Source organism: Sphingomonas sp. IW22 (genome assembly GCF_041321155.1).
Taxonomy (GTDB): domain Bacteria; phylum Pseudomonadota; class Alphaproteobacteria; order Sphingomonadales; family Sphingomonadaceae; genus Sphingomonas.
Genome location: NZ_JBGGWB010000001.1, coordinates 1,093,417 through 1,119,399 on the forward strand (window position 1 = coordinate 1,093,417; position 25,983 = coordinate 1,119,399).

Below are 25,983 nucleotides of genomic sequence, written 5' to 3' on the forward strand. Positions count from 1 at the left end.
TTGTGATAACATATCATATGGGGGTAAGATGGCGCTTCTGCAACTCAGATCGTTGAGAGCACGCGATCCGACGCCCTATCTGCGGCACACAAAGCTGCACCTCCATAATCTATGTTGGGCGGGAAATCCTCAATTATCCGATCCGTGGAAACGACTTTTCCATCACTGCGTTCATGCTTTCCCCGGTCGAACAGGGGAAGGATTACCAATCGAAAGCCATCGGGTGTGGTCAGGAGATCGGCCATGAAACGGATTGCAAGCATTGCGTTACCCACCATCATGCCAGTGATCGACATGCCCAAGCGCACCCGGCCCGCGACGGGCGCGCCGTTGATGATCCGACGGATGCCTGCGCACCAGAATGCGCCGCCGCTGCACCATGGCGATATGCCGGAATGGCGGCCAGCTTACGAACCGCCGAACAGCATCGGGGCCGACAGCACCGGATCGGCGCCGGATAGCCGGCAATCCCGCGCAGTTGCATGATACGAAAAGGCAGGACGAGGCCGTTGGGATCAGGCATTTGCATATTCTCGGTCCAACCGGCCGTCAGGCGCGATCGTCGTCCTGCCCGCGACGATTTTGCTCGGCGCAACTGCGAAAGCCAGTAAGTGCCCGACCGGAGTGACTCCCTCGACGTCTATCTCGAAATCGCGGACGTCATCATCGTCGTTCTTGATCGCCAGGCTCGAATACAGCGCATCAATCGCAAAGGTGCCGAAGTCCTCGGTTATGAAAGCGCCGCCGCGTTGGAGGGTCGCGACTGGTTCGAGACTGCTATTCGACCCGATCACCGGGATCATATGCGAACCGTGTTTCACGCGGTCCTTGCAGGCGACGGCGCATCGCCGCATCGCTATGAAAATGAGGTAATCACGGCAACCGGACAGGTTCGCCTGATCGAATGGCGCAACACCATGCTGCGCGACGGCGACGGCCGGATCACCGGTACTTTGAGTTCAGGAACCGACGTTACCGAACGGCGCGCGATCGAGGATGAATTGCGGCGTGCAGAACACCGCCAGCGTTATCTGCTCGCGCTGGAGGCAAGCCTTAGAGATGCGCCCACGGCCCGCGACGCGGTGACCGCTGCATGCAAAGCACTGGGGCACGAACTCGGCGCAATCTTTGTCGGGGTCGGTGAGTTACAGGCCGACGAGGAACATACGGTCGTCCAAAGCGAATGGCGCAAGGCTGACACCATTCCGTCCACCATCGGCCGGCATCACCAGCCTTCTGCCGGGGCAGAGCGTTTCGCCGCAATGCTTCGCGGCGAAATCGTCACGGTCCGGGACGTTCGAACGGACCCGCGTACCGCCGACATAATGGCGCAGGAAGCATATGCAGCCTTTGGTGCGCGCGCTTCGCTCGATATTCCCCTTATGCGGGCCGGAAAGGCGCGGGCGTTGATGTTCGTGGCCGATGATCAGCCCCGCGACTGGTCCTTCGATGACATCAGCATCGCTCAGGAAACCCTGGATCGCGCCTGGCACGCCGCCGAGCGCGCCCGTGCGGAAGCGGCGCTTGCGAACAGTGAAAGCCGCCTGCGTGCAATCCTTGACAGCTTGCCGATCGGCGTCGTGCTGGGCGAAGCGCCGTCAGGCATGATCACCTTTGCCAATCGCGCTACCGAGACGATTTTCGGTCACCCACCAATCGCGTCCCCCGATACCGAGGCCTATCGGGAGTGGGAGAGTTATCACGCCGACGGCGCGCGGGTGGCGGGTGCCGAATATCCGCTTGCCAAAGTGCTGCAGACGGGCCGCCCCGCGGAGGGCGACTATCATTACCGGCGCGGTGACGGCTCCATGCGCTGGGTTCGCATCGCGGGCGCGCCGATCCGTGACGAACATGATCAGCTGATCGCGGGCGTGGTGGGGATCATTGATATCGATGAGCAGGTCAGGCTGCTGGATCATCAACGCGTTCTGGTGGCTGAACTGTCGCATCGCGTGAAGAACGTGCTGGCGGTCGTTCAAGCGATGGCCCTGCAAACCCTGAGCCGAGCAGGCTCGCTTGAAGATTTTCGCGCGGCGTTCGAAGGGCGGCTTCAGGCGCTGGCCGCGGCACATTCGCTGCTGCTCAAGAGCAACTGGTCAAGCGTCTCGATGCAGGCGCTGGTCGAGCTGGTACTGGCACCGTTCGGCAGCCGGGGCGATACGGTCAGCGTGTGCGGCGAGGAATTCGAACTGAGCGTCCGACAGGGCATCGCGCTGGCCCTGATCCTGCACGAATTGGCCACCAATGCGGTCAAATATGGTGCGCTCGCCAATTCAGGCGCACGGCTTGAAATCAGCTGGGCGATCGACAAAGGGTGCGGGCGGGTCGAACTGCACTGGCACGAGCGCGACCTCCTTTCAGCTCCCGTAATGGGGTCGGAAGGGTTCGGCACCCGCCTTATCCGGCGTTGTGTATCCAACGACCTGCGCGGAACCGCCACACGCCAGACAGGTGCATCCTTTCTAACGTGGCAATTGGTGTTTCCGCTCGAAACGGACGGCAATCCTCACATTGCGAAGGAAATTGGTCGTGGAGAACGTGAATCTGTCCTGCCTTAACGGCCTTCGGATCGTTGTCGTCGAGGACGAAACCCTGATCGCAATGACGATCGAGGACGTACTGATCGACATAGGCGCGAATGTCGTGGCGGTGACCGGCACGGTCGGCGACGCCCTGCGTGCGATCAACGAACTACAGCCCGACGCCGTGACATTGGACGGCAACCTGGACGGGGAATTATCGGGCGCTGTTGCCAAGCAGCTTCAGGAAAGCGGCATCCGCCATTTGCTGGTCACCGGTTATGTCGAGCGAAGCCTGGCCGATCCGTATCTTGCCGCCGCCCCACGCCTGAGCAAGCCCTTCACTCCGGCGTCCTTACAACAGGCCGCCGCCGCGCATCTTTGCCCGCCCGTTGCTTGAACGAGTGCGAGGCTCCCTAAAGGAACCTCCCCCGACCATTACGACAGTACTGGCTTCCGATGCGTCGCAGGCAAAGCTGCCATCCAGGGGTAACAGCGGCGGCTTGCGCCCCCCGGTCAGCCGCTACCTGGTTTGGCTTGTCGCCTTCAAAAGGGCGCGAGCGAGTTCTTCAACCGAATAGGGTTTCTGGAGCACCTCGAAACCCTGCGTTCCGTTTTGTGCCAGTGCCGCACTATAGCCGCTCGTCAGAATCACCGGCAGCCCTTCATATAGCCGGTTTACTTCCTGGCCCAACTCAACGCCGGACATGCCCGGCATCACGACATCCGAAAACACGACGTCGAACTGTCCGTCGCCTGCCCGCAGCATGTCCAGCGCGTCACGGGCGTTGACTGCCAAAGTGGTCTTGTAGCCAAGTTCGGCCAGAGCATCGGTCGCGAACTGACCGACTTCGCCGTTATCTTCGACGATCAACACGCAGGCGCCCTCGCCCAATGGCGATGCTGGGCCGGCTTCATCCGACTGAATATCCTCGACAGCCGATGATCTGGGGAGGAAAAGCGTAAAGGTCGCGCCCTGTCCGGCAACGCTGTCGACCGTTATTTCGCCACCGGATTGCTTTGCAAAGCCAAAGACTTGGCTGAGGCCGAGGCCGGTACCCTGCCCCACCGTCTTGGTCGTGAAGAACGGTTCAAAAATGCGGTCGAGATGTTCCGGCGCTATGCCCTTGCCGTTGTCGGAGATGGAAACCGCAACGAAGGCTCCCGACACGGCTGCGTGGCCCCGGATCGCAGGCATGCCACTTGCCGACCGGACCCGAACGATCAGCTTTCCCACCCCGTTCATCGCATCGCGCGCGTTGACGGCCATGTTGATCAGCGCGGTGTCGAATTGGCTTGGATCCGCGTTCACAGGGCATTGCTCTCCCCCTGCATCAAGCAGAACCTCGATCTGCGATCCCGTCAGGGTGCGGATCATGTCGTCCAGATTGGTAACGCTTTTGCCCGCGTCGAAGACGACGGGCTTGAGGGTTTGACGTCGCGCAAAGGCAAGAAGCTGGCTGGTCAGCCGCGATGCCCGCTCCGACGTGTCGGCAATCGCGTCGATATAGCGATTGCGCCGTTCTTCGCTCAGGCCGGGTCGGCGCAGCAAATCGACGGAGCCGCGGATGACGGTCAACAGGTTGTTGAAGTCATGCGCCACGCCGCCCGTCAGCTGACCGACCGCCTCCGCCTTTTGTGCCTGGCGCAGCTGTTCTTCTGCCTGGCGAAGTGCCTCCGCGGCTGCTTTGGCAGCTGTCACGTCGCGCCCGGTGGCATAGGTCACGTCATCCGCCGGTGCCGCCACCCACGAGATGGTCCTCAGCGAGCCGTCCTTGTGCCGATACCGGTTCTCGATGGCCGGCTGACCGCCGGTTGCCAGCACCTGAAGCGCTTCCTGCGTCTTGGCGTGATGCTCCGGGATCACAAATTCGTTCAGATGACGTCCGATCAACTCTTCCGGCGAATAGCCAAGGATCGTGGTCCAGGCCGGATTGACCTTACGGAACACCCCATCGAAGCCAATCGCGACCAAAAGATCGGGAGAGGTTTCCCACAGCCGGTCCCTTTCGGCTGTCCGCATCGTCACGTCATTTGCCAGTTGCTCGTTGCGCGCCTGAAGCTCGGTCTCCAACCGTTTGCGCTCTGTCACGTCTGCTGCTGCGCCGAACCACTCAACGACCTCGCCCTCAGCATCGAACAGCGGCGTCGCGCGGGACTGGGTCCAGCCCACGCTGCCATCGGCACGGTTGACGCGATGCTCCAGGTTGAACAGCGACTTGGTTTCTATCGCCCGCTGGATCGCTGCCGATACGCGGGGCTGCTCATCGGCAGGAATATATTCGGTTAGCCACCGGGGATTGGCGGTTCGCGTGTCGGCTAGGAACGATCCACCGGACAGCTGGCGCATTTCCCCCCAGTCCGCGCTCAGCGAATAAAGCACTTCCGAAGACGCCCTGACCAGCGCCGCCAGCCGCTCTCCCTGTTGCTGGGAAGCGGCAACTTCGCGCTCGAGCCGTGCATTGCTCTCGCTCAGCATCCGTTCTGCGGTAAGGCGGCGGGTCGTTTCGGTGACGACCAGAAAGATACCAGCGACCCGCCCTTCATCGTCCCAAAGCGGGCTGTGACAATGGGTGAAAAAGGCGTCTTCCGGCGTTCCGGTCCGATCGGGCGTGTACCGCGCATCCTCGACGAAATAAGAGCCGCCTGCCAGCACCTTGTCAAAGATTGGAGTCAGCTGATCCCACATCTCGGACCACCATTCACGTGCTGGCCGTCCCAGATTGCCAGGATGTTTGTGCCCAAGGCTGGGCGCATAGGCATCGTTGTAAAAGGTTATGAGGTCCGGTCCCCAATGGATCATCATCGGGAATTCCGAGCCAAGCATCAGCCGCACCGAACTTTGCAGCGACATGGGCCAAGTGTCGACCGGGCCTAACGGATTGCTCGCCCAGTCAATGGCACGAAGCACTTCGCCGGCTTCACCGCCGCCACCGAGGCAAGATTGCTGATATTGCATGTCGGGCGCCGATGGCTGGATATTGGATGACCGAGCAGCGCTAGCGCCCCTGACGGGCAAGTGAAAGCCTGCGCGCGAACATGACCGCGAAAACAATCGCTTGGGGCTACGAAACGATCTTCTGGCGGCGCTTGGCGTCAGAGCTCGGAGCGGTGTCGGATGCCCGACGAGGCGTCGCCTTGCAGGCATATCGGCTTTTCCGCATGTTGATGGCATGACCCATTCGCGCCGCTCCGTTCTTGCCGCCAGCCTCGCGCTGTTCGCTGCACCTGCCAGCGCCTGGGCGGCGACCACTCCGCGCATTCGCCGCCTCTCGCCCAAACTGGACGGGATAATCGCGCCCGGCACCCAGCCAGAGGTGATTGCCACTGGCATTCAGTGGGCGGAGGGACCGTTATGGGTGCCGCGCGGCGGCTATCTGCTCTTCTCCGATCCGCCCGCTAATATTGTTCGGCGCTGGCAACCCGGTCGCGGCGTGTCGGTCGCGCTGGATCCATCCGGCGCTGGCGGCACCGATCCGACGCTGGTCCGCGAACCGGGCGCCAACGGGCTCGCGCTCGATGCAGATGGCCGGTTGCTGATCGCCAATAGCGGCGGGCGGACGATCGATCGGGTCGATCTGGCAACCGGGCGCCGCACCGTGCTGGCCGACCGCTATGCAGGCAAGCGTTTCAGCAGCCCCAATGATTTGCATGTCGCACGCGACGGCTCCATCTGGTTCACTGATCCGCCCTATGGCCTGACGGGCGGCGACAAGTCACTGCTGAGGGAGCAGCCCGTCCACGGTGTCTATCGCCGCCGGCCTGGTGGCACCGTCCATCTGATCGACGGAAGCCTTACCCGACCCAACGGCATATCGATGTCGCCCGATGAACGACAACTATATGTCTCAGTCTCGGACGAGGTGGCGCCCCGGATCATGGCCTATGATCTGGATGCGAGCGGTACCGCGAGCGCGCGACGCATCCTTCTGGATGCGCGACCGATGCTGGCCAAGGGGGGACAGGGCCTACCCGACGGGATGAAGGTCGCCACCGACGGTACGCTGATATGTTCGGTGCCGGGCGGCATGATGCTGATGACGCCCAAGGCAGAGCCGCTGGGCCTGATCGAACACGGGGCACCAATCGCAAACTGCGCCTTTGGTGAAGGCGGTCGCGCGCTGTTTCTTGCAGCAAACGACCGCATCCTGCGCGTATCACTGCGCGGGAGCTGAAATCACTCCCACTCGATTGTGCGCTCACACCATAACTATCTGGTTTTTCACATTAAAACATTTTTCCGGCTTTCGGATGCCGCTACATGTGCCGTCAAAATTTCGAGCTGTTGATTTCATTCAGAAATTTTAGCCCCGTTTAAAAGCTGTGATTTCAGGATCAATCGCTACCTATCGCCCCGGCCGTCGCATTTTCAGGGCCGAAAGTGCGTCTTCCAACTTCCCAAACGGGCAACGAAAATGCCGTCATGCCGCATCGGAGGTCAGGATTATCACGCATCTGAAATGCGCGATAATCCTGCCTTGCGGGGGGCGACGATCATCTTCGTCACCTCAGTGATCAGCAGCGTTGCCCCGGTCGCAACCAAACAGAACAGAAGTGTGCGCTGGCTGACCGGTCCGGTGCCGAGCAGACTGCCAAGCGGCGACCAGAACATGGCGGTCAGTTGCAGGCAAAGCGCCGTCCCGACACCGAGCAGAAGCCACGGGTTGGAGAAGAGCGGCTCGCGCCAGATCAAGCGACGCTCGCTGCGCATGGCGAGGACGTAGGCGTTCTGAAACAGCACGACCATCAGCAGCACGCCGTTCTGAATTTCCGCCAGCGGCCGGCCCAGTTCGCGCATATCATAGGCCATGACGAGCGCCAGTACGGTCATCGTCAGGGCGGGCGGTATCATCAGCGCGAACGCGCTGCGGTCCAGCAACGGCGTCGACGGAGACCGGGGTGCCTGTTTCAGTTCGTCCCCCTCCCCCCGGCCAAAGCCCAGCATCACGTCCTGCGCGCCGTTGGTGACGAGGTTCAGCCAGAGAAGCTGAATGGCGGTCAGCGGCATCGGGAGGCCCGTTGCGACGGCACCCAGGAACATGGCGATCTCGGCGATGCTGGTCGTGATCAGGAAGATCACGATCTTGCGGACGTTCGCGTACGTTACCCGCCCCTCCTCGACGCCTGCGACGATCGAGGCAAAATTGTCATCGGCAAGCACCAGATCGGCGGCATCGCGGGCGACGTCGGTTCCTGAGCGACCCATCGCCACCCCGATATGGGCTGCGTGCAGGGCCGGTGCGTCGTTGACACCGTCGCCCGTCACTGCGACCCGCTCACCACTTTCGGCCAGGAGCTGAACGATCCGCAGCTTCTGGTTCGGCTCGATCCGGGCAAAGACGCGACCGGCGAGGATGCGACGGGTCAATTCTTCGGGCTGCCCGGCCAGGTCGGCCATGTCGCCTCCGGTAACGACCTGAGCCGCCTGGGCTTCGATGCCAAGCTGCCTTGCGATGGTCAGCGCGGTGCCGGGATGGTCGCCCGTCACCATACGCACTGCGATACCCGCCTCGCCACATGCGACGATGGCTGCCGGGACTTCGGGGCGAACCGGGTCGATCAGCCCCACCCAGCCGAGCAGGCGCAGATGCGCTGGCGCTGATACCGTGCCGCCCCCGGTTGCATCCGGCGGCGACGCGGCGATCGCCAGCACGCGGTAGCCGTCACGTGCCATATCCTCGGCGGCGGCGACCGCGCGAGTGTCGATGTCGTCGCACATCGGCAGCACCGTTTCGGGTGCACCCTTGACGTAAAGGCGATGAATGCCCTCATCATCGAGCGCGACACTCGAAAACTTGCGGGCCGGCTCATAGGGTAATTCTGCGGTTCGTTTGAGGCTGTGCAGGCGGTTGATGTCCTCCCCGCCTTCAAGCGCCATGCGGAGCAGCGCGACGTCGACTGTGTCGCCTAGCAGGTCGCCTTTGGCGTCGAGCGCGGCATCGTTGCACACTGCGGCGGCCCGCCTGAGCGCCGAAAGCGCAGCATCGTCCGCCGACCAGCCCGCCCGATCGAATGCCGTGCCGTCCGCAAGGATGATCCGTTCGACCGAAAGGATGTTCTGGGTCAGCGTGCCGGTCTTGTCGCTGGCGATCATCGTGCATGCGCCGAGACCTTCGACGGCGGGCAGCGATCGGACGATGACGTTGCGGCTGGCCATCCGGCGACTGCCCGCCGCCAGCGCCACCGTGACTGCGATCGACAGCCCCTCCGGGATCGCCGACACCGCCAGGGCAACCGCGAGGATCAGGACCTCGTCGCTCGGCCTGCCCTGCCACAATAGAATGATCGCAAAGGGGATGATCAGACCCACCGTCGCAATGCTGATCTGTCGGGCGAGGCGTTGGAGTGAAAGGACCAATGGCGGCAGTGTCGGCGCGGTCGTCCGCAGCGTCGCGTCGATTGCGCCCAGCTCGGTCGCACTTCCCGTCGCCACGACGACGCCGGTGCCGCGACCCCGATCGACCGTCGTGCCGGCAAGGATCATCGTCGTGCGATCGCCGATGGCCGTTTTCGGTTTGAGAACGTCGCTTTCGCTTTTGCGGACAGGTGCCGATTCGCCGCTGAAGGCCGACTGGTCGATCCGCAGGTCGCTGGTCGAGAATAGCCGAATGTCAGCGGGCACGGACATACCGCTTTCGACTTCGACGACATCACCGACAACGATGTGACGCGCATCGATCGCCGCAGCCGATCCGCTGCGCCTGACCTTCGCGATGTGGCCGATCATGTGCCGCAAGGCTGACAGACTGGCCGCAGCCTTGCCCTCCTGCACCGTGCCGATCACGGAATTGACGAGGAGGACCAGACCGATAAACGCGGCATCGGTCATATGGCTCAGAGCGAGCGAGACGGCGGCCGCTGCCACCAGCAAATAGATCAGCGGGCTGTTGAACTGTTTCAGGAAAAGCCGGAAGATCGACGGCGTATAGGGCGGCGCGAGTTCGTTCAGCCCATCGCGCTCCAGCCTCACGGCCGCCTCTTGCGCGGTCAGACCACCCTTCGATGTGCCGGCCCGCGCCATCGTGTCGGGCACGGACGCGGCGTGCCAGTCACGTCGGTCGTTGCCGGTCGTCCCGGCGCGCGCGCGATCGACCGGATGGATGATGGTCACGGCGGAAATCCCCTTTGGAAGCAGCGTCTGGTTAGGTCAGCGTCCATCGGCTCGGCGCTCTGGTCGCAGCGACCTCATGGGGAAGAGCCGGGAACATCCAGGAACTTGCCTGCATGATGGCGAGCGTTCGCGGGTCAGATCGATCAGACCCCGAAAAAGATGGTTGAGCCCGACCGCTTCATTCTGACCTATGGTCTACGCATGGCTTAACCCGGCGAGGAGCCTCGGGAACTACGCAGACGGATATTCGCAACCGTCAACGCACAGGTCGCTGCGGCTGTCTGGACGTGGGCGGTTCACAGCGCGCCGCCTCAACCGTGTCTCTAGGTGGATTCCGATGCTGCCCAGCAGATTCGACAAGTGGCAAGGCCGTCTCCGACAGGACGGGCGCCGGCATCTCCGCTGGCCGTCTGCGCTTCGGCTCGTCCCATCGGCGGGTATCCCTGCCATCAAGGACATGCACATGGTCAATTCCATCCTCACGCCCGATGCCCGAGCGCTCGAAGACGAGCGGGCCGCAGAACCGGTCGTGCATCACGCCCCGAACGGCGTTTCCGATCGCTTCGCCCTCGGCTTTACCAAGTTGCTGCGGTTCAGCGCCGATACCTTCTTCGCCAAACGCTACGGGCACCGTGCCATCGTGCTGGAGACGGTAGCGGCGGTGCCCGGCATGGTCGGCGCGATGTTCACGCACCTGACCTGCCTGCGACGGATGCGCGACGATGAAGGCTGGATCCGGACATTGATGGAGGAAGCCGAAAACGAGCGGATGCACCTGATGACGTTCATCGAGATCGCCAAGCCGACCTGGTTCGAGCGCATGGTCATTCTGAGCGTCCAAGGCGTCTTCCTGGTCGCGTTCTCGATCCTGTACCTGCTTTCCTCGCGAACGGCCCACCGGGTCGTCGGCTATTTCGAGGAAGAGGCGGTCACTAGCTACACGCTTTACCTGCAGGAGATCGACGAAGGGCGCTCACCCAACGTCCCGGCGCCCGCGATCGCCAAACATTACTGGCAGATGGCCGATGAAGCGACGCTGCGCGATGTCGTGCTCGTCGTCCGCGCCGACGAGGCGCATCACCGCGACGTCAATCACGGCTTCGCCAGCAGCCTGGGCGGTGACGCACAGGTTCGCAAGATCGCACCCTATCCCATCCATGCCACGGAGCTGCGCGAAACGGCATAGGCCTAGCGGCTAACCTGACGTGGCCGGTCATCTTGTGGGCATAACAAGAGCTTGTCTCGTCGATCGCCCGGCTTGCAGTGTTGCATCCGGGCGATGACTGGCGCTCCCGTCAAACTACGGCCGTTCTGCCTCGATGATCGTCACGGCCGTACCGGTGCTGGCGCTTGCCAATGTCTCGCGCGTTACCAGCAACGTCGCACCTGGGGTAAGGACCGTGGCCAGTGCGGCGCGAAACCCCTCGGGCAACCGGCCTTTGGCGCGATCCTCCCCGCTCAGCTCACCGCTTTGGGTTTCCCCCGGAAGCGGCAGGCGAAGCCAATGCTCACCCTGCGTATCGATCGACTGGAGCGTAAACGCCGCCGTGTGGTCGATTGGCGCATCAAGGGCGATTGCGCTCGATCCGATCTCGACGCCGTTTCGCAGGACCACGACCCGCTTGTCTCGCCCGCTGACGACAATCGATATGGGACCGGTCGGCGATAGCGCCGGTTGCCATACGAACGCTTGTTTCGACGACGCGCGGCGGTCGCCGTCCGCGAGCAGCGAAGGGGTGGCGACCACGACGGGGACCAGCGCGTCGTCGGTGATGACGACCGTGACCCCGGTCTTGGTCAAGGCGAACAGCAGCTTTGCGAAATCCAGCGGCATTCGGATGCAGCCATGCGATGCCGGAAAGCCCGGCAGATTGCCGGCGTGCATCGCGATGCCGTCCCATGTCAGCCGCTGCATGAACGGCATGGGGGCGTCGTTGTAGAGGTTGGACACGTGATCCGCATCCTTCTGAAGCACCGTGAAGACGCCGGTCGGCGTTGCGTGTCCCTCCGTGCCGGTCGACACCGTCGATACGCCGATCGCGACACCGTTGCGATAAACATAAGCCTTCTGGGTTTTGAGGCTGACGATGATCGTGACCGGTCCTTCAGGCGCGATCTCGGGTGCCCAGAGATACTCGCCCGGAGCCAGCGCCTCTATCCGACCGTCGGTGGTGGTGATCGGCACCGTCTGTGCGCCGACCGAAACCGGCATCGCCATGCCGATCAGGAGCGCCGGGATGACCCTGCGCCTCACGTCATGTCCGCCAATTGGCGTATCGGGCGATAGAGGGCCGTAAGCGACGCCTCCCAGGTGGGTGTAATGGTCATGGCGTTTGGTATCCGATCCGGCGGCCAATGCCGCGCGACCTCCAGCGCATGGGAAGGAGGATGGAGCTGATCTAGCGGGCAACGAGCGCGCATATCAGCATCGGCAAATACGCGTGCGCGGCGAGCGCGATGGTGCGTAAACCACAATATCGTCGTGCCGGGGAAACGAGCAGGACCGCGTCGAACATCGAGGTGACAAGCCGTGAGCCGTGCAATGCGACGTTTCTCTTGGCGGGCGATTACCGTGAACGGGCGGCTGCTTGTAGGGAGTGCCTTCCGGGGCCGATTTCCTGACCTTGGGTCATAACCCGGTGCGGTTCGTTGACCTTTCGCGCACTGTCGATGGTCGACGGCCGCACCGGACCAACGGCGGACGTATCGATGCCCATTCCCACGACCTGTCGCGCCAGAGCGGCACCGGCATGAACGATGCGTTGTCCCCCGGCAGCCTGCCGGACGCCGACGCCCTGGCCCGCAGGTCGGCAGTCGTTGCGGAAGAGCTTGGCCTGCTGATTGACGGCGCGACCGGCTATGCGATCTACATGCTGGACCGCGAAGGGCGCGTGACGATCTGGAACCGCGGGGCGCAGCGCATGAAGGGCTGGACCGAGGCTGAGATCATCGGCTGCAGCTTCGCAGCCTTCTACACGCCCGATGATGTCGCGGTGGGCAAGCCAGCCGACGATCTGGCACGCGCCGCCGCCCTGGGCCGCATCGAGGAGGACAGCTGGCGCCTCCGCAAGGACGGGTCGGAGTTCTTGGCAAACGTCACGATAACGGCGCTGCGTGACGAGGCCGGCGAGTTGCGGGGATTCGGAAAGGTCATTCGGGACATTACCGATCAGAAGGCGTCGGAAATGGCCGTCCTTCGCCGGGAACATCATCTGCGATCGATCCTGGCCACCGTTCCCGACGCCATGATCGTGATGGACGAACGCGGTATCGTGTCGTCGTTCAGCCCCACCGCAGAGCGCTTGTTCGGCTACGCCAAGGCTGATGTCGTCGGACACAATGTCGGCATGTTGATGCCGCCCGCCGATCGGCGCGATCATGACCAGCATCTTCGCACCTATCTGGAGACCGGGATACCGCACACCATCGGCAACGTCCGCGTCGCCACAGCGCAGCGCGCCAACGGAGAAACCTTTCCGATCGAACTCGCGGTCGGCGAGGCGTCGATCGGGGGTGAGCGGATCTTCACCGGGTTCATTCGCGATCTGACGAAACGCGAGGAAACCGCCCGCCGGATGAAAGAGCTTCAGTCCGAACTCATCCATGTCTCCCGCGTCAGTGCGATGGGAACCATCGCCTCGACGCTCGCACATGAAATCAACCAGCCGCTGACCGCGATCTCCGCCTATCTCGAAACGACGCGTGCCATGATCGGAGATACCGACAACACTCTGCTTAACGAAGTGGCCGAGGCACTGGAACTTGCCGCGGCCCAATCGCTTCGTGCCGGCACGATCGTTCGTCGGCTCCGCGCCTTCGTCGACGGGGGCGACACGGGGTTCAAGACCGAACGGCTCGATGAGCTTGTCGAGGAGGCCACCAGCCTCGCACTACTCGGCGCGCACGAGGCTGGCGTCGACGTGACGATGACGATCGCCGCGGGCCTCGACACCGTGCTGGTCGATCGCGTCCAGATCCAGCAGGTGCTGGTCAACCTGATTCGCAATGCGATCCAGTCGATGGCGTCGACGCCGTGCAAGCACCTCACCATCGCGACCGCCGCCGATCGCGACGGCTAGGTGCGCGTAACGGTGGAAGATACCGGGACGGGCATTGCCGCCGACATCCAGGACCGATTGTTCGATGCCTTCGCCACGACAAAGGAAGACGGCATGGGACTTGGTCTTTCGATCTGCCGGACGATCGTCGAAGCGCATGGCGACCGGATCTGGGCAGAGGCGGGCGCCAAGTCCGGCACCGCCTTCCATTTCTGCGTTCCCCTGGCAGGAGCCGACATTGGCTGATCCCGCACACACGGTCCATATCGTCGATGACGACGAGGCGATCCGACAGTCGGTCGGTTTCATGCTGCGCAAGGCCGATTACGGCGTCGAAACCTATGCGTCCGGCGTGCAGTTCCTGAAGGCGGCAACGCGCGAAATGCGCGGCTGCGTGCTGCTCGACGTCCGCATGCCCGAAATCGACGGGCTTGAGGTGCAGGCGCGGCTGGCCGAACACGGCATCATGCTCCCGATCATCATCCTGACCGGGCACGGCGACGTAGCCCTCGCAGTGCGCGCGGTAAAGGCAGGTGCGATCGAGTTCCTGGAAAAGCCGTTCGAGCGCACGGCGTTGCTGGCGGCGATCGACGAAGCGTTGCGCCAGTCCGGCCGCAACGACCGCTCACAGCTCGCCGCCGCAGAAGCGACCGTCCGGCTGGCGGCGCTGACGGCACGCGAGCGCGACGTGCTGGACGGCATGGTGCTGGGGCGGCCCAATAAGCTGATTGCCTTCGATCTTGGCATTGCCACCCGAACGGTGGAAGTTCACCGCGCGAACCTGATGGAGAAGCTGTCGGCGCACAGCCTGTCCGATGTCCTGCGTATCGCGTTCGCCGCCGGGCTGGGCGAGGACGCGCAATCCGGCTGATCGCCGAACGCCGCCCTCGCCTTCTACGTACAGACGCGGCCCGGTCAGCGTGCGATCCTTGGACAAACCCAAGGATATTCGCATGCACATTGCCACCACCGAACATCCGTTGTCGGAAACGATCGGCGTTTCCCTCGTCGACGGCGACGCCGCAGTCCGTCATGCGCGGCAGCTGATGCTGCGGTCGCAGGACTATGACGTACGATCCTATGCAACATGCGCCGCGTTGCTCGCTGATCCCCGCTCCCGCGATTATCCGTGCATCATTCTCGACCTGGAGATGGAAGATATCGACGGCCCCGCGCTGCTTCGCGAAATGCGGGCAAGCGGCTGGCGCGGCAAAGCGCTGCTGCTCGACGGCCTCGCGCCCGGTAGCCCGATGCTCCGTGAGGCCGAACGCCACGGGGATATCGTGCTTGCGCGAAACATCAGCGACGGTGCGCTACTGACGGCGATCGCGGGGTCGATCGACCGAGGTTGGGCCGGCTGGAATTGCTAGAAGCTGAGCGCTGCGGCGTCGCCCGCCACCTATGCCGCGGGCGGTGCCAACCGCAGCGATCGTTCGACCATCGCATCGATCAGATTGGCGGCTTCGATCGTCAGCGGATGCGGAACCGTGCCGTGCTGCGGGCGGATGATTTGGGCGACGTCGGTCACCAGCGCGCGCTGATCCGCCGTCGCATGGGCAAGCAGCGCCAGCACGATGTTCTCCAGCGCGATCACGCGAACACGCAGATGGACCAATTCTGCCGTCGACAACGCGTGGCTGGCCAGGGGGGCCGATGCGGCGACATGGTGCGACAATGCCCCGCCCTCGTTATCCCATCGCGACAAGGCCTGCTCGCGAAGGTCGGACCTCTCGTGCAAATTCGCAGCCGATACCGTCATGTCTGTTCGTCCTTGCTCGATTGATCGCGTTCGGTCAGGACTTTTGCCATGACGGCGTCGATCAATGCTTTGTGAATTCCAGAAAGTCTTCCCTCCGCAGCGTCTTCTGCATATGTCACGCAAGTGCAAAAGGTTCTATCCACCGCCTCACCCACCAATACCGAAAGGTTATCACTACGATAATTGTTGAGATGAAGAGCTAAATCGACAGCGCGCTGCATACGCGCGGTGTTTATAGCATCTGGGTATTCCAATTTCCTATACCTTCGATGAAGCGGTCGGCGGCGGCACCATGGTGGAAAGCGGCTGCAGCAATGTCATCCGGTGCACGACCGAAAAGAAGAACGCGGTCGACCAGCCGAGCAGGATCACGCCGTTCACACCCTCGATCGCGCCCAGCAGACGATATCCGACAGGCAGGATCACATCGCCATAGCCGATGGTCGCGTAGGTCGTTGTCGAGAAATACAGCGCCCGTTCAAATGACGCGATGATGTCCATCGACCAGTAAAGCAGCGCATAGCCCCATATTTCGATGCCGTGCAGCGCGAACAGGCCCAATGCCGCACCAACCATAACGGCCCCGTTTTCGAGGAACGTCACGATTCGCTCGCTTGCGTTTCTGCGCTTTCGGATCAGCGACAGCAGCGCGGTCAGTCCGGCAAAATGGGTAATGACGGTGATACCCACCATCACCGATGCCACCATCAGTTGCGTGATGAACGAGGCGCTCATCCGCGACGACGGGACACCGCAGATGCAATCACCGCAATTTCGCCGGCGCGGCGGTAGCCCGAGCGAGCGTCGCCAGGCGATGCCGGTAAAGCGCGGCCATCGCCTCGTGCGACAAGCGCGCGCAGCTTTCCGAAGAAGCCGCCGCCAGTGCGGTCGATCGAACGATCCGGCCTCTACAATATTCCGACTCTGCGATGTTCGTGTCCATGTCCGCCGCTCGCCCAAACAGGTTTCACGCCACCAGCGCGGCGCATCGGATAGTTCCTGCGTATTCCTAACCCCGCAAGTGGGTCAGCACTACAAACGGGAACTACTTAGGACGGCATCCAATGTCGTCGGCACCTCATTCCATGGCCGCCAGCAGCCGGTCGATCGGCACCGTCGCAAATGTCGTGAAGCTGTCCGCGATCGCATAGGGCAGCAGTAACGTGCGACTGCGAACCATGCCGCCGCAACTGTACAGCACGTTCGGCACATAGCCGTCATGATTATCCGGGTCGGGGCTGATCAGCGGCTCGGCCAGCCGCGCCAGCAATTTTGACGGATCGTCCCGATCGAGCAGGCACGCGCCGATGCAATAGTTCCGCACCGGGCCGACGCCGTGGGTCAGGACCAGCCAGCCCTCCGCGATCTCGATGGGCGATCCGCAATTGCCCATCTGGACGAATTCCCAGGGGTATCGCGGTTCGACAACCTTCACGCCCTGATCCCATGCATAAAGATCGGCGGACGTCTGGAACCAGATATTCTCATGATCCTGTCGCCCCAGCATCGCGTAACGCCCGCCGATCTTTCGCGGAAACAGCGCCATGCCCTTGTTCGCAGCGCCGGGGCCACGCAGTGCCGACAGGTCGATCGTCGCGAAATCGGCCGTGCGGAGGATTTCCTGCCGAATACGGCTGCCACTGAACGCAGTGTAAGTGCCCAGATAGGTCACGGCACCGTCGTCGTCGACGAACCGCACCATCCGCAGATCCTCGATGCCGTGCCGCTGCGCCGGCGTGACGGGGAAGATCACCAGCTCGGACAGGTCGTGCGCCTGCTCGCAGAACAGCCTGAGACCCGGATCGTCGGGCGCACCGCCCGGAATGCGTTCAATCCGCGGCGAGATTGCACGAACGCTGGGTGGGTCGACCAGAACCTCCCCCGCCGACCATATCCCGGTACGGAAGCTGACGGACGAAACATTGCCCTCGCCCACCCCGCGCAAAGACAGGATGAAGCGGACATCTCCCGCCGCCACGCCAGCCTGATCGGGGTGCACGACGATACTGGGATTGAACAACGCCGCCGCTTCGAACGAATATTCCTGACTGAAATACGAACCGATCAATCTTGCGCGGTTGTCGTCGATCTCGCCCGGCGCGATCACCGTGCCGTTCACATCATGGAACCGGCGCGTCTGGACACTGCCCACGTCACGGTGATGATGCGACAGGCTGTCCGCCACCTGGCCCAACCGGGCATCGACCTCCGCCATCGGCAGGGCCAGGATACGTTCGGTAATGCGCTGCGCGCGCGACCGCGCGGGATTGGCATAGGGTGCCTGATCGTCGGCGGGCATGAATGGGCGAATGACGACGCGGCCGGGGTCGGCGCGCAGCGTGACCGGCAATTGATCGACCAGCGACGCTCCCGTCACAGGCCGTCGACGTCCGCAAGCGACGCGATGTTCCAGCCAATAATTGCCGGTATCCGGGGATGTCCGGGTTTCGGGCCGAGGATGCTCAGCGATCCGGCGGCGAGCGCGAAATGCTGGCTCGCCACCACGTCCAGCCCGATCCACCGCGCCGCCAGCGCGCAGCCGAACTGACCGTGCGAGAACAGGGCAATCCTGCCCCCGCCTGCCTTAAGCCCGGCGATGACACGGTCCGCACGGTCGGAAACCTGTGACGGCGATTCACCGCCGGGGCATCCGTCCTCAAAGACCGACCAGCCGGGTGCTTCCGCACGGATGTCACGGCTGGTGCGTCCTTCATACGCACCATAATCCCACTCCGACAGATCGCCGTCGACGCTTGCACCGACGCCCAATCCGGCCAGCGTGCATGTCTCGCGGGCGCGGCGCATAGGGCTGGTCAGCACATGGTCGAATGACCCGCGTGCCATCCGTAATTTCAGCGCGGATGCCTGATCCCTGCCCGCTTGTGTCAGCGCCAGATCGGTCTTGCCGGTATGGCGGCCGTTGCGGGACCATTCGGTTTCGCCGTGGCGGACCAGAAACAATGTGGGCAAGCCGGTCAATGCACCAATGCCAGGCTGCGGGTTTCGCTGTCGGCGCCACTCTCCATGGTGACATCGTAGCGTCCGGCGCAAGCGGTCCGATTCAATGCCGCACGATGCGCGACTGCCGACTGAGCCGCGGCCACCTGCGCCGACTGTCCCCGCCAGATCGCAAGCGCGGGTTGCTGAATCGCGCGCCCATAAGAGAAACTGAGCTGCCAGGGCGCGCTCGTGCCGGACCGCTGATTCATGGCGTTCAGCCGCGCGGTCGCCAGATCGGCCGTTTGCCCGCCGGACAGGAATGCGATTCCCGGAACCGCCACCGGCACGGCCCGCGACAAGACCCGCATCGTCGCGGCCGCGGCATCGCCGACACCTGACTGGAGCGGCCATTCGGTGCCGGCCATCACCATGTTGGGTTTCAGGATCATGGCATCCAGCGCCACGCCCCGATCGTGGCAATGACGGAATACTGCGTTCAGCACAGCCTCGGTCACATCGGCGCATCGCGCGATCGGGTGAAAACCCTCCATCAGCACTTCCGGCTCGACGATCGGCACCAGGCCGTGCTGTTGACACGCGACCGCATAGCGCGCCAGCGCGTCGGCATTGGCGTCGATGCACCCCGGGCTGGGACGATCGCCACTGATGGCGAAAACGGCACGCCATTTGGCAAAGCGCGCGCCCATCGACGCATATTCGGCAAGTCGAGGGGCAAGCCCGCGCAGCCCGTTGGTGATCGTCTCGCCCGGATGACCGGCAAGGTCGGTGATACCGGTGTCGACCTTGATGCCCGACACGATCCCCGCGTCGGCAAGCATCCGGACGAACGAGCGCCCGTCCGCGCCCAATTGCCGGATCGTTTCATCGAACAGGATCACCCCGCTGATCGAGGTGCCAAGGCCCGGTGTCGTCACCAGCAACTCGCGCCAGTCGCGGCGCATCTCGGCGTTTGGCGGAATGCCGAACGCCGCGAAACGGGTGTTGCAGGTTTCGACGCTTTCATCGATCGCGAGCAGGCCCTTGTGGTCCGCGACCAGCGCACGGGCGAGCGTCGCCAGGTTTTTACCAGTCATGATGCGTCCTGCCAGACCCAGTCCCTGATTTCGGCCATGTCCTCGCCGTGCACCTCGATATGGTTCCGGTGCTCGGCGAGCTTGTTGGACATCGCCTGGCGCAGATGCGCGCCAGCCGCACCGGTCCGGGGCAGATGGTCGATCGCGTCGATGACGAGGCTGAACCGGTCCAAGCCGTTCTGGACGCGAATGTCGAAGGGGGTCGTGATCGTCCCTTCCTCGCGGTAGCCATGAACGACCAGATTGCGGTTCGTGCGGCCATGGGTCAGCTGATGGATCAGCCCCGGATAGCCGTGAAATCCGAAGATCACCGGCGTGTCGCGGGTGAACAACGAATCGAACGCCACGTCGCTCAATCCGTGCGGATGCTCGTCGGCCGATTGCAGTTTCATCAGATCCACGACGTTGACGACACGGATCTTCAGATCGGGCAACGCATCCCGCAGGATTGAGGTTGCCGCCAGCACTTCCAGCGTCGGCGTGTCCCCGCAACAGGCCATGACGAGATCGGGTTCGCCACTCGTGTCGTTGCTGGCCCGGCTCCAGATGCCGATGCCCTGCGCGCAATGCGTAACCGCTTCGTCGATCGTCAGCCATTGCGGCAAGGGATGCTTGCCCGCGACGACGACGTTCACATAATTCCGGCTCCGCAGGATATGGTCGGCCACCGACAACAGGCAGTTGGCGTCCGGCGGCAGATAGATGCGGACAATATCCGCCTTCTTGCTGACCAGATGATCGAGAAAGCCGGGGTCCTGATGGGTGAAGCCGTTATGATCCTGTTGCCAGACGTGCGAGGACAGCAGGATATTGAGCGATGCGATGTCGCGCCGCCACGGTATTTCCTTGGTCACTTTCAGCCATTTCGCGTGCTGGCCGACCATCGAATCGACGATGCGGATAAACGCTTCATAACTGCTGAACACACCGTGGCGCCCCGTCAGCAGATAGCCCTCAAGCCACCCTTCGCACTGATGTTCACTCAACATCGCGTCCATCACGCGGCCGTCCGATGCCAGAAACTCGTCGGTTTTATGCTTGTCCGCCTGCCATTGCCGGTCGGTCACCTCGAACACGGCGCCCAACAGGTTCGACAGCGTTTCGTCCGGCCCGAAGATGCGGAAGTTATCGGGGTTGGCCCGAACAATCTCGCGCAGGAACCGGCCAAGCACCGGCATGTCGCCACCACTGACCGCGCCGGGCGCCGGAACCGTGACGGCGTGGTCGCGAAAGTCGGGCATGACAAGGTCGTGCAACAGGATGCCGCCATTGGCGTGCGGGTTCGCGCCCATCCGCCGCGCGCCGTCCGGCGCCAGCGCGGCCAGTTCGGCAATCAGCGCTCCGTCGGCATCGAACAGCTCTTCGGGTCGATAGCTTTTCAGCCATGCCTCAAGCAGTCCAACGCGCTCCGGGTGTGCGCCGTTCACTACGATGGGCACCTGGTGCGAACGGAACGTCCCTTCGTTCGGCACCCCTTCTACCGTTTCCGGTCCCGTCCAGCCCTTTGGCGACCGCAGCACGATCATCGGCCAGCGCGGGCGCGAGGTGTCACCGGATTGCCGTGCGTTCGCCTGGATGGCGCGGATTTCGGCAATCACCGTTTCCATCGCCTCCGCCATCCGCTGGTGCATCGCATCGGGCGCGTCGCCCTCGACGAAATGCGGCGTCCAGCCATTGCCGCGAAAGAACATGTCCAGTTCGTCATGGTCGATCCGCGCGAGGATGGTCGGATTGCTGATCTTGTATCCGTTCAGATGCAGGATCGGCAGCACCGCGCCGTCGGCAACGGGATCGAGGAACTTGTTCGATTGCCACGCAGTCGCCAGCGGCCCCGTCTCGGCTTCGCCGTCGCCAACCACGCACGCGACAATCAGGTCGGGATTGTCGAGCGCGGCCCCGAATGCGTGGCTCAGCGAATAGCCAAGTTCCCCGCCTTCATGGATCGATCCCGGCGTCGTCGGTGCAACATGGCTTGAAATCCCGCCGGGGAACGAGAATTGCTTGAACAGCCGCTTCATTCCCGCCTCGTCCTCGCCGATGTTGGGAAAGAACTCGGTGTATGACCCCTCCAGCCAAGTGTTGGCGACCAGTGCGGGGCCACCATGGCCGGGGCCGGAGATATAGATCATGTTCAAATCGTGCGCGCGGATCGCACGGTTCAAATGGACATAGATGAAGTTCTGGCCCGGCGTCGTGCCCCAATGCCCGACCACCAGCGGCTTCACGTGCGCCAGCGTCAGCGGTTCGCGCAGCAGCGGGTTGTCGTACAGGTAGATCTGCCCGACCGACAGATAATTGGCCGCGCGCCAATAGGCATCGGTCAGGCGCAGTTCCGTGGCGTCGAGCATCGGCGCGACCGGATGCTGGGTCGGTTCGACGAGCATCAGTGCGTCCTTCGATCGGGCAAGTGGGTCCATGAATATGTTGCTCCGCATGGGGGCACCGGCCTTGCAGCGTGTCGTGCCCAGGGGGCGGCGGCACGCATCCCCCGAACACCGGGCGGGTCGATGACGATAGGCTGGTGAATAGGGGTGCGGCCGCAGGCGGCAGAGCCTCGGAAACTACGCAGTTGGGTCTGCCGGCGCGCGCAACGCCGGCGTCAGGGACCGGATGATGCCGGCGTCCTGCGTAGTTTCCGATCCTGCCGGCTGACGAACGTCCCGCCTATCCCGCCCCTGCAAGGGCGATGCCGCCGCTTCGACAGGAGATCCTATTGCCCGGTTCGGTGCTGACGTTGAATGCCGGTTCATCGACCCTGAAGTTCGCGCTGTTCGATCCCTCGCTGCGACCGCTCCTGCGCGGCGTGGTGGACGATCTCGAACACGCGCCAAGCCTGTCCGCATCCGATGCATCGGGCCGCTCGGTCGTCGAACGCCACGACCTTCAGCCCGATGGCGCTGCGTCGATCATCCGCGATCTGCTCGATTTCACTCTCGCTTATTCGGGTGACGGCGGGCTGGGCTGTGTCGGGCACCGTATCGTCCACGGCGGACCCGATTATGCAACACCCGTGCGGATCGACGCCGATGCGCTGGCTGCCCTCGACAGGCTGACCCCGCTCGATCCGCTGCACATGCCGGGCAGCCTTGCTCCGGTACGGGCAATCGCCGCCGCGCAGCCGTCGCTGCCCCAAATTGCCTGTTTCGACACCGCCTTCCACCACACGCTTCCGCGCGAGGCACGGACGGTGGCCGTGCCTCGCGAATATCGCGACGCGGGGCTACGTCGCTATGGCTTTCATGGCTTGTCCTACGAATATGTCGCCGCGCACCTTGCGCGCACGGCACCCGATCTGGCGCGCGGGCGCGTGATCGTGGCGCATCTGGGCAGCGGCGCCAGCCTGTGCGCGATGCAGGGCGGGGTCAGCATCGCGACGACGATGGGGTTCAGCGTGCTCGACGGGCTGGTCATGGCAACGCGATGCGGCTCCATCGATCCGGGCGCGATCCTGTGGCTCGCTCGCCAGGGGCATGCGTTCGAGGAGATCGAGGACATGCTGTATCGCCGGTCCGGTTTGCTCGGCGTGTCGGGCATCAGCGGCGATATGCGTGTCCTTCTGGACAGCGACGACCCCCGCGCGGCCGAGGCGATCGACCTGTTCACCTACCGCATCGCGGTCGAGGCGGGCGGACTGGCAACTGCGCTGGGCGGCGTGGACGGCCTGGTCTTCACCGGCGGCATCGGCGAACATTCCCCCGAAATCCGCGCGCGGGTCAGCCAGCGCCTCGACTGGCTCGGCCTTCACCTCGACGCCGCCGCAAATGGCGTCGGGGCTGCCTGCATCAGCGGCACCGACAGCAAAATCGACGTCCGCGTGATTCCCACCGACGAGGAAATGACGATCGCGCGCCACGCGCTTTCGGTGGTGGCCGCATGATGCACGCAGAAGGGCACGCAACCGCGCGGATCGGCTGGCTGCGCGCGGCAGTGCTGGGGGCCAATGACGGCATCGTATCGACCGCCAGCCTGATCGTCGGCGTCGCCGCGGCGAACGCAGGCCGCACCGGCATCCTGCTGGCGGGGGTGGCGTCGCTGTTCGCCGGGGCCATGTCGATGGCCGCGGGAGAATATGTGTCGGTCAGTTCGCAGGCCGATACCGAAAAGGCGGAACTGGCGCGAGAGGGCCGCGAGCTGTCCGATCACCCGGCCGCGGAGCTTGAGGAGCTGACGCAAATCTATGAGGCGCGCGGCGTTGACCGGGCCACAGCCGCCACCGTCGCCAGACAGATGATGGCGCATGACGGTCTGGGCGCGCACGCTCGCGACGAACTCGGCTTTTCGGTGGCCGGTGCCGCGCGACCGCTTCAGGCGGCTGTCACTTCAGCGCTGACCTTTACCGCCGGTGCGGCGGCACCGCTGGCGATCGTGACGATTGCGCCGCCTGACATGCTGATCCCGTCGGTCGCGCTCGTGTCGGTCGCCTGCCTGGCCACCTTGGGTGTGTTCGGCGCGAGGGCCGGGCGCGCGCCGCTCGTCCCATCGGTCTTGCGCGTTAGCTTCTGGGGCGTGGCCGCGATGACCGTGACCACCGTGATCGGCCGGCTGTTCGGCGCCGTGGCCGGATGACCGTGCGCGCGCCTGTGTAGTTTCCGATGCTGTCGGCAATCTGCCGGGCGGCTATCACCGGCACATCGGCATACGCGCGCCATCGCCCAACCAGCCCGTCTGCGCGGAACAGGACAGTATCCATGACCTCGATTGCAACAGTAACGCGCGCTCGCGACACACGGCACGACATCCCTACGTCGTTGTTGGTGCGGTATATCGACGACGACCGGTTCTACCTTCGCCGTCGTGCGGGAGATGAACTCAAGGCGACAGTGCATGCGGACTGCGTGGAAGCCGAAATCGCACATAACGCGCTGACCCGCGCTTATCTTTCGCGCTGTCGGCAATGCGCTCACGGACGCACGGCGATCTGCGACACCTGCCTTTGCCAGCATGTCTGCGAGCAGAACTGACGGATCGAGCCGCGTTCGCGCGGCCGCTGCCTGAACCGCAAAAGGACCGACACCGTGAACACCCCCCCGATCGGCGACTTCATCACCACCCGAACCGGCAATCGTTTCCACGTCCGCCCGGTCGTGTATCAGGACGATGGAACGATCAGGGCGTTTTTCAGCCACGTCACGCGAACGGACCTGCGCTTTCGTTTCCTGACTGGCATGAACGAGATCGGCCCCGCCCAGATCACGATGCTCACGCATCCCGATGCCAGCCATGCCGAAAGCTATGTCGTGTTCACCGAGGATGGAGGCATGATGGTCGCCAGCGCCATGCTGACCTGGAACCCGGCACTCGACCGCGGCGAGGTCGCGATTGCGATCCGCGACGACCACAAGCACAAGGGCCTGGGCTGGGAGCTGCTCGCCTATATTGCCCGCATCGCGGAAACCAAGGGCATCAGGACTCTGCAATCGATCGAAAGCCGCGACAACCACGAGGCGATCGAACTCGAACGCGACATGGGTTTCACCGTCAGCGAATATCCCGACGATCCAACGCTCGTTCTGGTCAGCCGGTCGATCGACCGCCGCTGATATGCAGGGTGCGCGGCGGCCGGTCGGCCTTCCGGCATCTGGAGATGGAGCTAGGCAGTTTGCACCAGGTGCCGCCCGTCAGCCGACCGCCCGCCTTACGCCGTCGCCTGGAGGATCACCGCCGTCGTTTCGCGCGGCATGTCCCACATCGGAAAATGGCCGCTATGGTCGAACCAGTGCAGCGTCGCCGAAGGGAAAGCTTCGATCGCACGGCTGGCCTGACGCGGCAGGCACAGGCGGTCATGCCTGCCCCAGCCAATCACGATGCGCTGGCTCGGATCGGCGGCAGGCCCCTTCTGCTCGGGTCCGCCGGCAAGGTCGCGGACCAGCGCGTCGAAGGTCGGCGTATCGGTGATGCCGGTTAGTTCGGTGCACACCAGTTCGGGCGACAAGGCCGTCGGTTTGGCGGAAAGCTGAGCCAGCAGGGCCGCGCGCGCTGCGGCACTGCGACTGATCGCCGGCAAACGCGACCGAAGGGCGCGGAGCAACCGAACGGACAGGCCGATCGTGGTGCGGAAAAACGCACGCTCCCACCCGCGCCAGAACCCGCCCGGATCCAGCGCGACGACCGCGCCGACCTTACCACGCCGTGCGAGTTCGAGCACGATCCGGGCACCCATCGAGCTGCCAACGACATCAATACCGACAAGGTCGTTCGCGACGAGGTAGCGCTCGACGCTGCCGACCAGCCCTGCGAACGTGCCACTGTCCGGTTCCGCCGGGGTCGCACCGTGACCTGGTAGATCGATGGCAATCACCGATCTGTGTGCCGCCAGATCATCCAAAATCGGCAGCCAGCCACGCCAACTGCTGCCCAGTCCGTGAATGAGCAACAGGGGCTTGCCGGTGCCGCGGGTGATCTGATGCATATGAAACTCCGTTGTGTCAGCACTCTTAACTGCCGAAACTACGCAACGGGGCCGTATGTCGGATGCAATTTTATTTATTCGCGATCGGGTAAT

General features: G+C 63.6%; 27 protein-coding genes. 13 read left to right on the plus strand and 14 right to left on the minus strand.

What is annotated here, in order from left to right; all coding sequences use genetic code 11:
- Nucleotides 1–44 precede the first annotated feature (44 nt).
- Nucleotides 45–245: a hypothetical protein gene (locus ACAX61_RS05515; RefSeq protein WP_370713790.1), complete on the minus strand. Its 201-nt coding sequence runs from the start codon at nt 243–245 to the stop codon at nt 45–47.
- Between ACAX61_RS05515 and ACAX61_RS05520 the strand changes: the two genes are divergently transcribed.
- On the plus strand, nt 244–486 hold the full coding sequence (locus ACAX61_RS05520) for a hypothetical protein (RefSeq protein WP_370713791.1): 243 nt from the start codon (nt 244–246) through the stop codon (nt 484–486). The genes ACAX61_RS05515 and ACAX61_RS05520 overlap by 2 nt on opposite strands.
- A gap of 29 nt (nt 487–515) precedes the next feature.
- Here ACAX61_RS05520 and ACAX61_RS05525 read toward each other — a convergent pair whose 3' ends face one another.
- Entirely contained in the window at nt 516–803 is a 288-nt protein-coding gene (locus ACAX61_RS05525) for a hypothetical protein (RefSeq protein ID WP_370714984.1), read from the minus strand.
- Between ACAX61_RS05525 and ACAX61_RS05530 the strand changes: the two genes are divergently transcribed.
- Both ACAX61_RS05530 and ACAX61_RS05535 read left to right on the plus strand, forming a co-directional pair.
- Nucleotides 702–2,558: a PAS domain-containing sensor histidine kinase gene (locus ACAX61_RS05530; RefSeq protein WP_370714913.1), complete on the plus strand. Its 1,857-nt coding sequence runs from the start codon at nt 702–704 to the stop codon at nt 2,556–2,558. The genes ACAX61_RS05525 and ACAX61_RS05530 overlap by 102 nt on opposite strands.
- Nucleotides 2,530–2,919 carry a response regulator gene (locus tag ACAX61_RS05535; RefSeq protein WP_370713792.1) on the plus strand — a complete coding sequence of 130 codons (390 nt, stop codon included), beginning with the start codon at nt 2,530–2,532 and terminating at the stop codon, nt 2,917–2,919. The genes ACAX61_RS05530 and ACAX61_RS05535 overlap by 29 nt, the downstream gene beginning before the upstream one ends.
- A gap of 123 nt (nt 2,920–3,042) precedes the next feature.
- Here ACAX61_RS05535 and ACAX61_RS05540 read toward each other — a convergent pair whose 3' ends face one another.
- Nucleotides 3,043–5,373, minus strand: coding sequence for a PAS domain-containing hybrid sensor histidine kinase/response regulator family protein (locus tag ACAX61_RS05540; protein ID WP_370713793.1), 2,331 nt, complete (start codon nt 5,371–5,373; stop codon nt 3,043–3,045).
- A gap of 319 nt (nt 5,374–5,692) precedes the next feature.
- On the opposite strand from ACAX61_RS05540, the gene ACAX61_RS05545 reads away from it, so the two are divergent.
- Entirely contained in the window at nt 5,693–6,694 is a 1,002-nt protein-coding gene (locus tag ACAX61_RS05545; protein ID WP_370713794.1) for an SMP-30/gluconolactonase/LRE family protein, read from the plus strand.
- A gap of 272 nt (nt 6,695–6,966) precedes the next feature.
- Here ACAX61_RS05545 and ACAX61_RS05550 read toward each other — a convergent pair whose 3' ends face one another.
- Entirely contained in the window at nt 6,967–9,630 is a 2,664-nt protein-coding gene (locus ACAX61_RS05550; protein ID WP_370713795.1) for a cation-translocating P-type ATPase, read from the minus strand.
- Nucleotides 9,631–10,093: 463 nt separating this feature from the next.
- Here ACAX61_RS05550 and ACAX61_RS05555 point away from each other — a divergent pair, with 463 nt between their 5' ends.
- Nucleotides 10,094–10,816, plus strand: coding sequence for an alternative oxidase (locus ACAX61_RS05555; RefSeq protein ID WP_370713796.1), 723 nt, complete (start codon nt 10,094–10,096; stop codon nt 10,814–10,816).
- A gap of 114 nt (nt 10,817–10,930) precedes the next feature.
- Here the strand turns inward: ACAX61_RS05555 and ACAX61_RS05560 are convergent, their stop codons facing one another.
- Nucleotides 10,931–11,884: a L,D-transpeptidase gene (locus tag ACAX61_RS05560; RefSeq protein WP_370713797.1), complete on the minus strand. Its 954-nt coding sequence runs from the start codon at nt 11,882–11,884 to the stop codon at nt 10,931–10,933.
- A 370-nt stretch (nt 11,885–12,254) separates the two neighbouring features.
- Here ACAX61_RS05560 and ACAX61_RS05565 point away from each other — a divergent pair, with 370 nt between their 5' ends.
- The 4 genes from ACAX61_RS05565 to ACAX61_RS05580 all read left to right on the plus strand — a co-directional run bounded on the left by ACAX61_RS05565 (nt 12,255) and on the right by ACAX61_RS05580 (nt 15,058).
- A complete protein-coding gene (locus tag ACAX61_RS05565; RefSeq protein ID WP_370713798.1) occupies nt 12,255–13,709 on the plus strand; it encodes a PAS domain-containing protein in 1,455 nt (484 codons plus the stop codon).
- Nucleotides 13,710–13,934, plus strand: coding sequence for an ATP-binding protein (locus tag ACAX61_RS05570; RefSeq protein WP_370713799.1), 225 nt, complete (start codon nt 13,710–13,712; stop codon nt 13,932–13,934).
- Nucleotides 13,927–14,559, plus strand: a complete 633-nt coding sequence (locus tag ACAX61_RS05575) for a response regulator transcription factor (RefSeq protein ID WP_370713800.1) — start codon at nt 13,927–13,929, stop codon at nt 14,557–14,559. Before ACAX61_RS05570 ends, ACAX61_RS05575 begins: the two co-directional genes overlap by 8 nt.
- Nucleotides 14,560–14,641: 82 nt before the next feature.
- Nucleotides 14,642–15,058 (plus strand): response regulator, encoded by a 417-nt coding sequence (locus ACAX61_RS05580; protein WP_370713801.1) that lies wholly within the window; start codon nt 14,642–14,644, stop codon nt 15,056–15,058.
- 29 nt (nt 15,059–15,087) lie between these two features.
- Here ACAX61_RS05580 and ACAX61_RS05585 read toward each other — a convergent pair whose 3' ends face one another.
- The 8 genes from ACAX61_RS05585 to ACAX61_RS05620 all read right to left on the minus strand — a co-directional run bounded on the left by ACAX61_RS05585 (nt 15,088) and on the right by ACAX61_RS05620 (nt 21,865).
- Complete coding sequence (locus ACAX61_RS05585; protein WP_370713802.1) at nt 15,088–15,447, minus strand: hypothetical protein; 360 nt, start codon at nt 15,445–15,447, stop codon at nt 15,088–15,090.
- A complete protein-coding gene (locus ACAX61_RS05590) occupies nt 15,444–15,701 on the minus strand; it encodes a hypothetical protein (RefSeq protein WP_370713803.1) in 258 nt (85 codons plus the stop codon). Before ACAX61_RS05590 ends, ACAX61_RS05585 begins: the two co-directional genes overlap by 4 nt.
- 4 nt (nt 15,702–15,705) lie before the next feature.
- Entirely contained in the window at nt 15,706–16,182 is a 477-nt protein-coding gene (locus ACAX61_RS05595; protein ID WP_370713804.1) for an ion channel, read from the minus strand.
- A 28-nt stretch (nt 16,183–16,210) separates the two neighbouring features.
- On the minus strand, nt 16,211–16,390 hold the full coding sequence (locus ACAX61_RS05600) for a hypothetical protein (RefSeq protein WP_370713805.1): 180 nt from the start codon (nt 16,388–16,390) through the stop codon (nt 16,211–16,213).
- A 135-nt stretch (nt 16,391–16,525) separates the two neighbouring features.
- Nucleotides 16,526–17,824, minus strand: coding sequence for a glycoside hydrolase family 130 protein (locus tag ACAX61_RS05605; RefSeq protein ID WP_528084544.1), 1,299 nt, complete (start codon nt 17,822–17,824; stop codon nt 16,526–16,528).
- Nucleotides 17,821–18,417 (minus strand): histidine phosphatase family protein, encoded by a 597-nt coding sequence (locus ACAX61_RS05610; protein WP_370713806.1) that lies wholly within the window; start codon nt 18,415–18,417, stop codon nt 17,821–17,823. Before ACAX61_RS05610 ends, ACAX61_RS05605 begins: the two co-directional genes overlap by 4 nt.
- Nucleotides 18,418–18,422: 5 nt before the next feature.
- A complete protein-coding gene (locus ACAX61_RS05615; protein WP_370713807.1) occupies nt 18,423–19,481 on the minus strand; it encodes a class I fructose-bisphosphate aldolase in 1,059 nt (352 codons plus the stop codon).
- Complete coding sequence (locus ACAX61_RS05620) at nt 19,478–21,865, minus strand: phosphoketolase family protein (RefSeq protein ID WP_370713808.1); 2,388 nt, start codon at nt 21,863–21,865, stop codon at nt 19,478–19,480. Before ACAX61_RS05620 ends, ACAX61_RS05615 begins: the two co-directional genes overlap by 4 nt.
- Before the next feature lie 341 nt (nt 21,866–22,206).
- On the opposite strand from ACAX61_RS05620, the gene ACAX61_RS05625 reads away from it, so the two are divergent.
- The 4 genes from ACAX61_RS05625 (at nt 22,207) to ACAX61_RS05640 (ending at nt 25,021) form a co-directional block, all read left to right on the plus strand.
- Nucleotides 22,207–23,358: an acetate/propionate family kinase gene (locus ACAX61_RS05625; RefSeq protein ID WP_370713809.1), complete on the plus strand. Its 1,152-nt coding sequence runs from the start codon at nt 22,207–22,209 to the stop codon at nt 23,356–23,358.
- On the plus strand, nt 23,358–24,047 hold the full coding sequence (locus ACAX61_RS05630; protein ID WP_370714915.1) for a VIT1/CCC1 transporter family protein: 690 nt from the start codon (nt 23,358–23,360) through the stop codon (nt 24,045–24,047). The genes ACAX61_RS05625 and ACAX61_RS05630 overlap by 1 nt, the downstream gene beginning before the upstream one ends.
- Before the next feature lie 122 nt (nt 24,048–24,169).
- Nucleotides 24,170–24,442, plus strand: a complete 273-nt coding sequence (locus ACAX61_RS05635) for a hypothetical protein (RefSeq protein WP_370713810.1) — start codon at nt 24,170–24,172, stop codon at nt 24,440–24,442.
- A 54-nt stretch (nt 24,443–24,496) separates the two neighbouring features.
- Entirely contained in the window at nt 24,497–25,021 is a 525-nt protein-coding gene (locus ACAX61_RS05640; protein WP_370713811.1) for a GNAT family N-acetyltransferase, read from the plus strand.
- A 95-nt stretch (nt 25,022–25,116) separates the two neighbouring features.
- Here the strand turns inward: ACAX61_RS05640 and ACAX61_RS05645 are convergent, their stop codons facing one another.
- The gene (locus tag ACAX61_RS05645) at nt 25,117–25,890 is read right to left on the minus strand and encodes an alpha/beta fold hydrolase (RefSeq protein ID WP_370713812.1); all 774 of its coding nucleotides are present in this window, start codon (nt 25,888–25,890) and stop codon (nt 25,117–25,119) included.
- Nucleotides 25,891–25,983: the final 93 nt, after the last annotated feature.

What these genes read in the sequence shown, in the direction of transcription:
- ACAX61_RS05520 (WP_370713791.1), top strand. Translation starts at nt 244, where the DNA reads ATGAAACGGATTGCAAGCATTGCGTTACCCACCATCATGCCAGTGATC.
- ACAX61_RS05515 (WP_370713790.1), bottom strand. Translation starts at nt 245, where the DNA reads ATGGCCGATCTCCTGACCACACCCGATGGCTTTCGATTGGTAATCCTT.
- ACAX61_RS05525 (WP_370714984.1), bottom strand. Translation starts at nt 803, where the DNA reads ATGATCCCGGTGATCGGGTCGAATAGCAGTCTCGAACCAGTCGCGACC.
- ACAX61_RS05540 (WP_370713793.1), bottom strand. Translation starts at nt 5,373, where the DNA reads ATGTCGCTGCAAAGTTCGGTGCGGCTGATGCTTGGCTCGGAATTCCCG.
- ACAX61_RS05545 (WP_370713794.1), top strand. Translation starts at nt 5,693, where the DNA reads ATGACCCATTCGCGCCGCTCCGTTCTTGCCGCCAGCCTCGCGCTGTTC.
- ACAX61_RS05555 (WP_370713796.1), top strand. Translation starts at nt 10,094, where the DNA reads ATGGTCAATTCCATCCTCACGCCCGATGCCCGAGCGCTCGAAGACGAG.
- ACAX61_RS05580 (WP_370713801.1), top strand. Translation starts at nt 14,642, where the DNA reads ATGCACATTGCCACCACCGAACATCCGTTGTCGGAAACGATCGGCGTT.
- ACAX61_RS05585 (WP_370713802.1), bottom strand. Translation starts at nt 15,447, where the DNA reads ATGACGGTATCGGCTGCGAATTTGCACGAGAGGTCCGACCTTCGCGAG.
- ACAX61_RS05595 (WP_370713804.1), bottom strand. Translation starts at nt 16,182, where the DNA reads ATGAGCGCCTCGTTCATCACGCAACTGATGGTGGCATCGGTGATGGTG.
- ACAX61_RS05600 (WP_370713805.1), bottom strand. Translation starts at nt 16,390, where the DNA reads ATGGACACGAACATCGCAGAGTCGGAATATTGTAGAGGCCGGATCGTT.
- ACAX61_RS05615 (WP_370713807.1), bottom strand. Translation starts at nt 19,481, where the DNA reads ATGACTGGTAAAAACCTGGCGACGCTCGCCCGTGCGCTGGTCGCGGAC.
- ACAX61_RS05620 (WP_370713808.1), bottom strand. Translation starts at nt 21,865, where the DNA reads ATGCTCGTCGAACCGACCCAGCATCCGGTCGCGCCGATGCTCGACGCC.
- ACAX61_RS05630 (WP_370714915.1), top strand. Translation starts at nt 23,358, where the DNA reads ATGCACGCAGAAGGGCACGCAACCGCGCGGATCGGCTGGCTGCGCGCG.
- ACAX61_RS05635 (WP_370713810.1), top strand. Translation starts at nt 24,170, where the DNA reads ATGACCTCGATTGCAACAGTAACGCGCGCTCGCGACACACGGCACGAC.
- ACAX61_RS05645 (WP_370713812.1), bottom strand. Translation starts at nt 25,890, where the DNA reads ATGCATCAGATCACCCGCGGCACCGGCAAGCCCCTGTTGCTCATTCAC.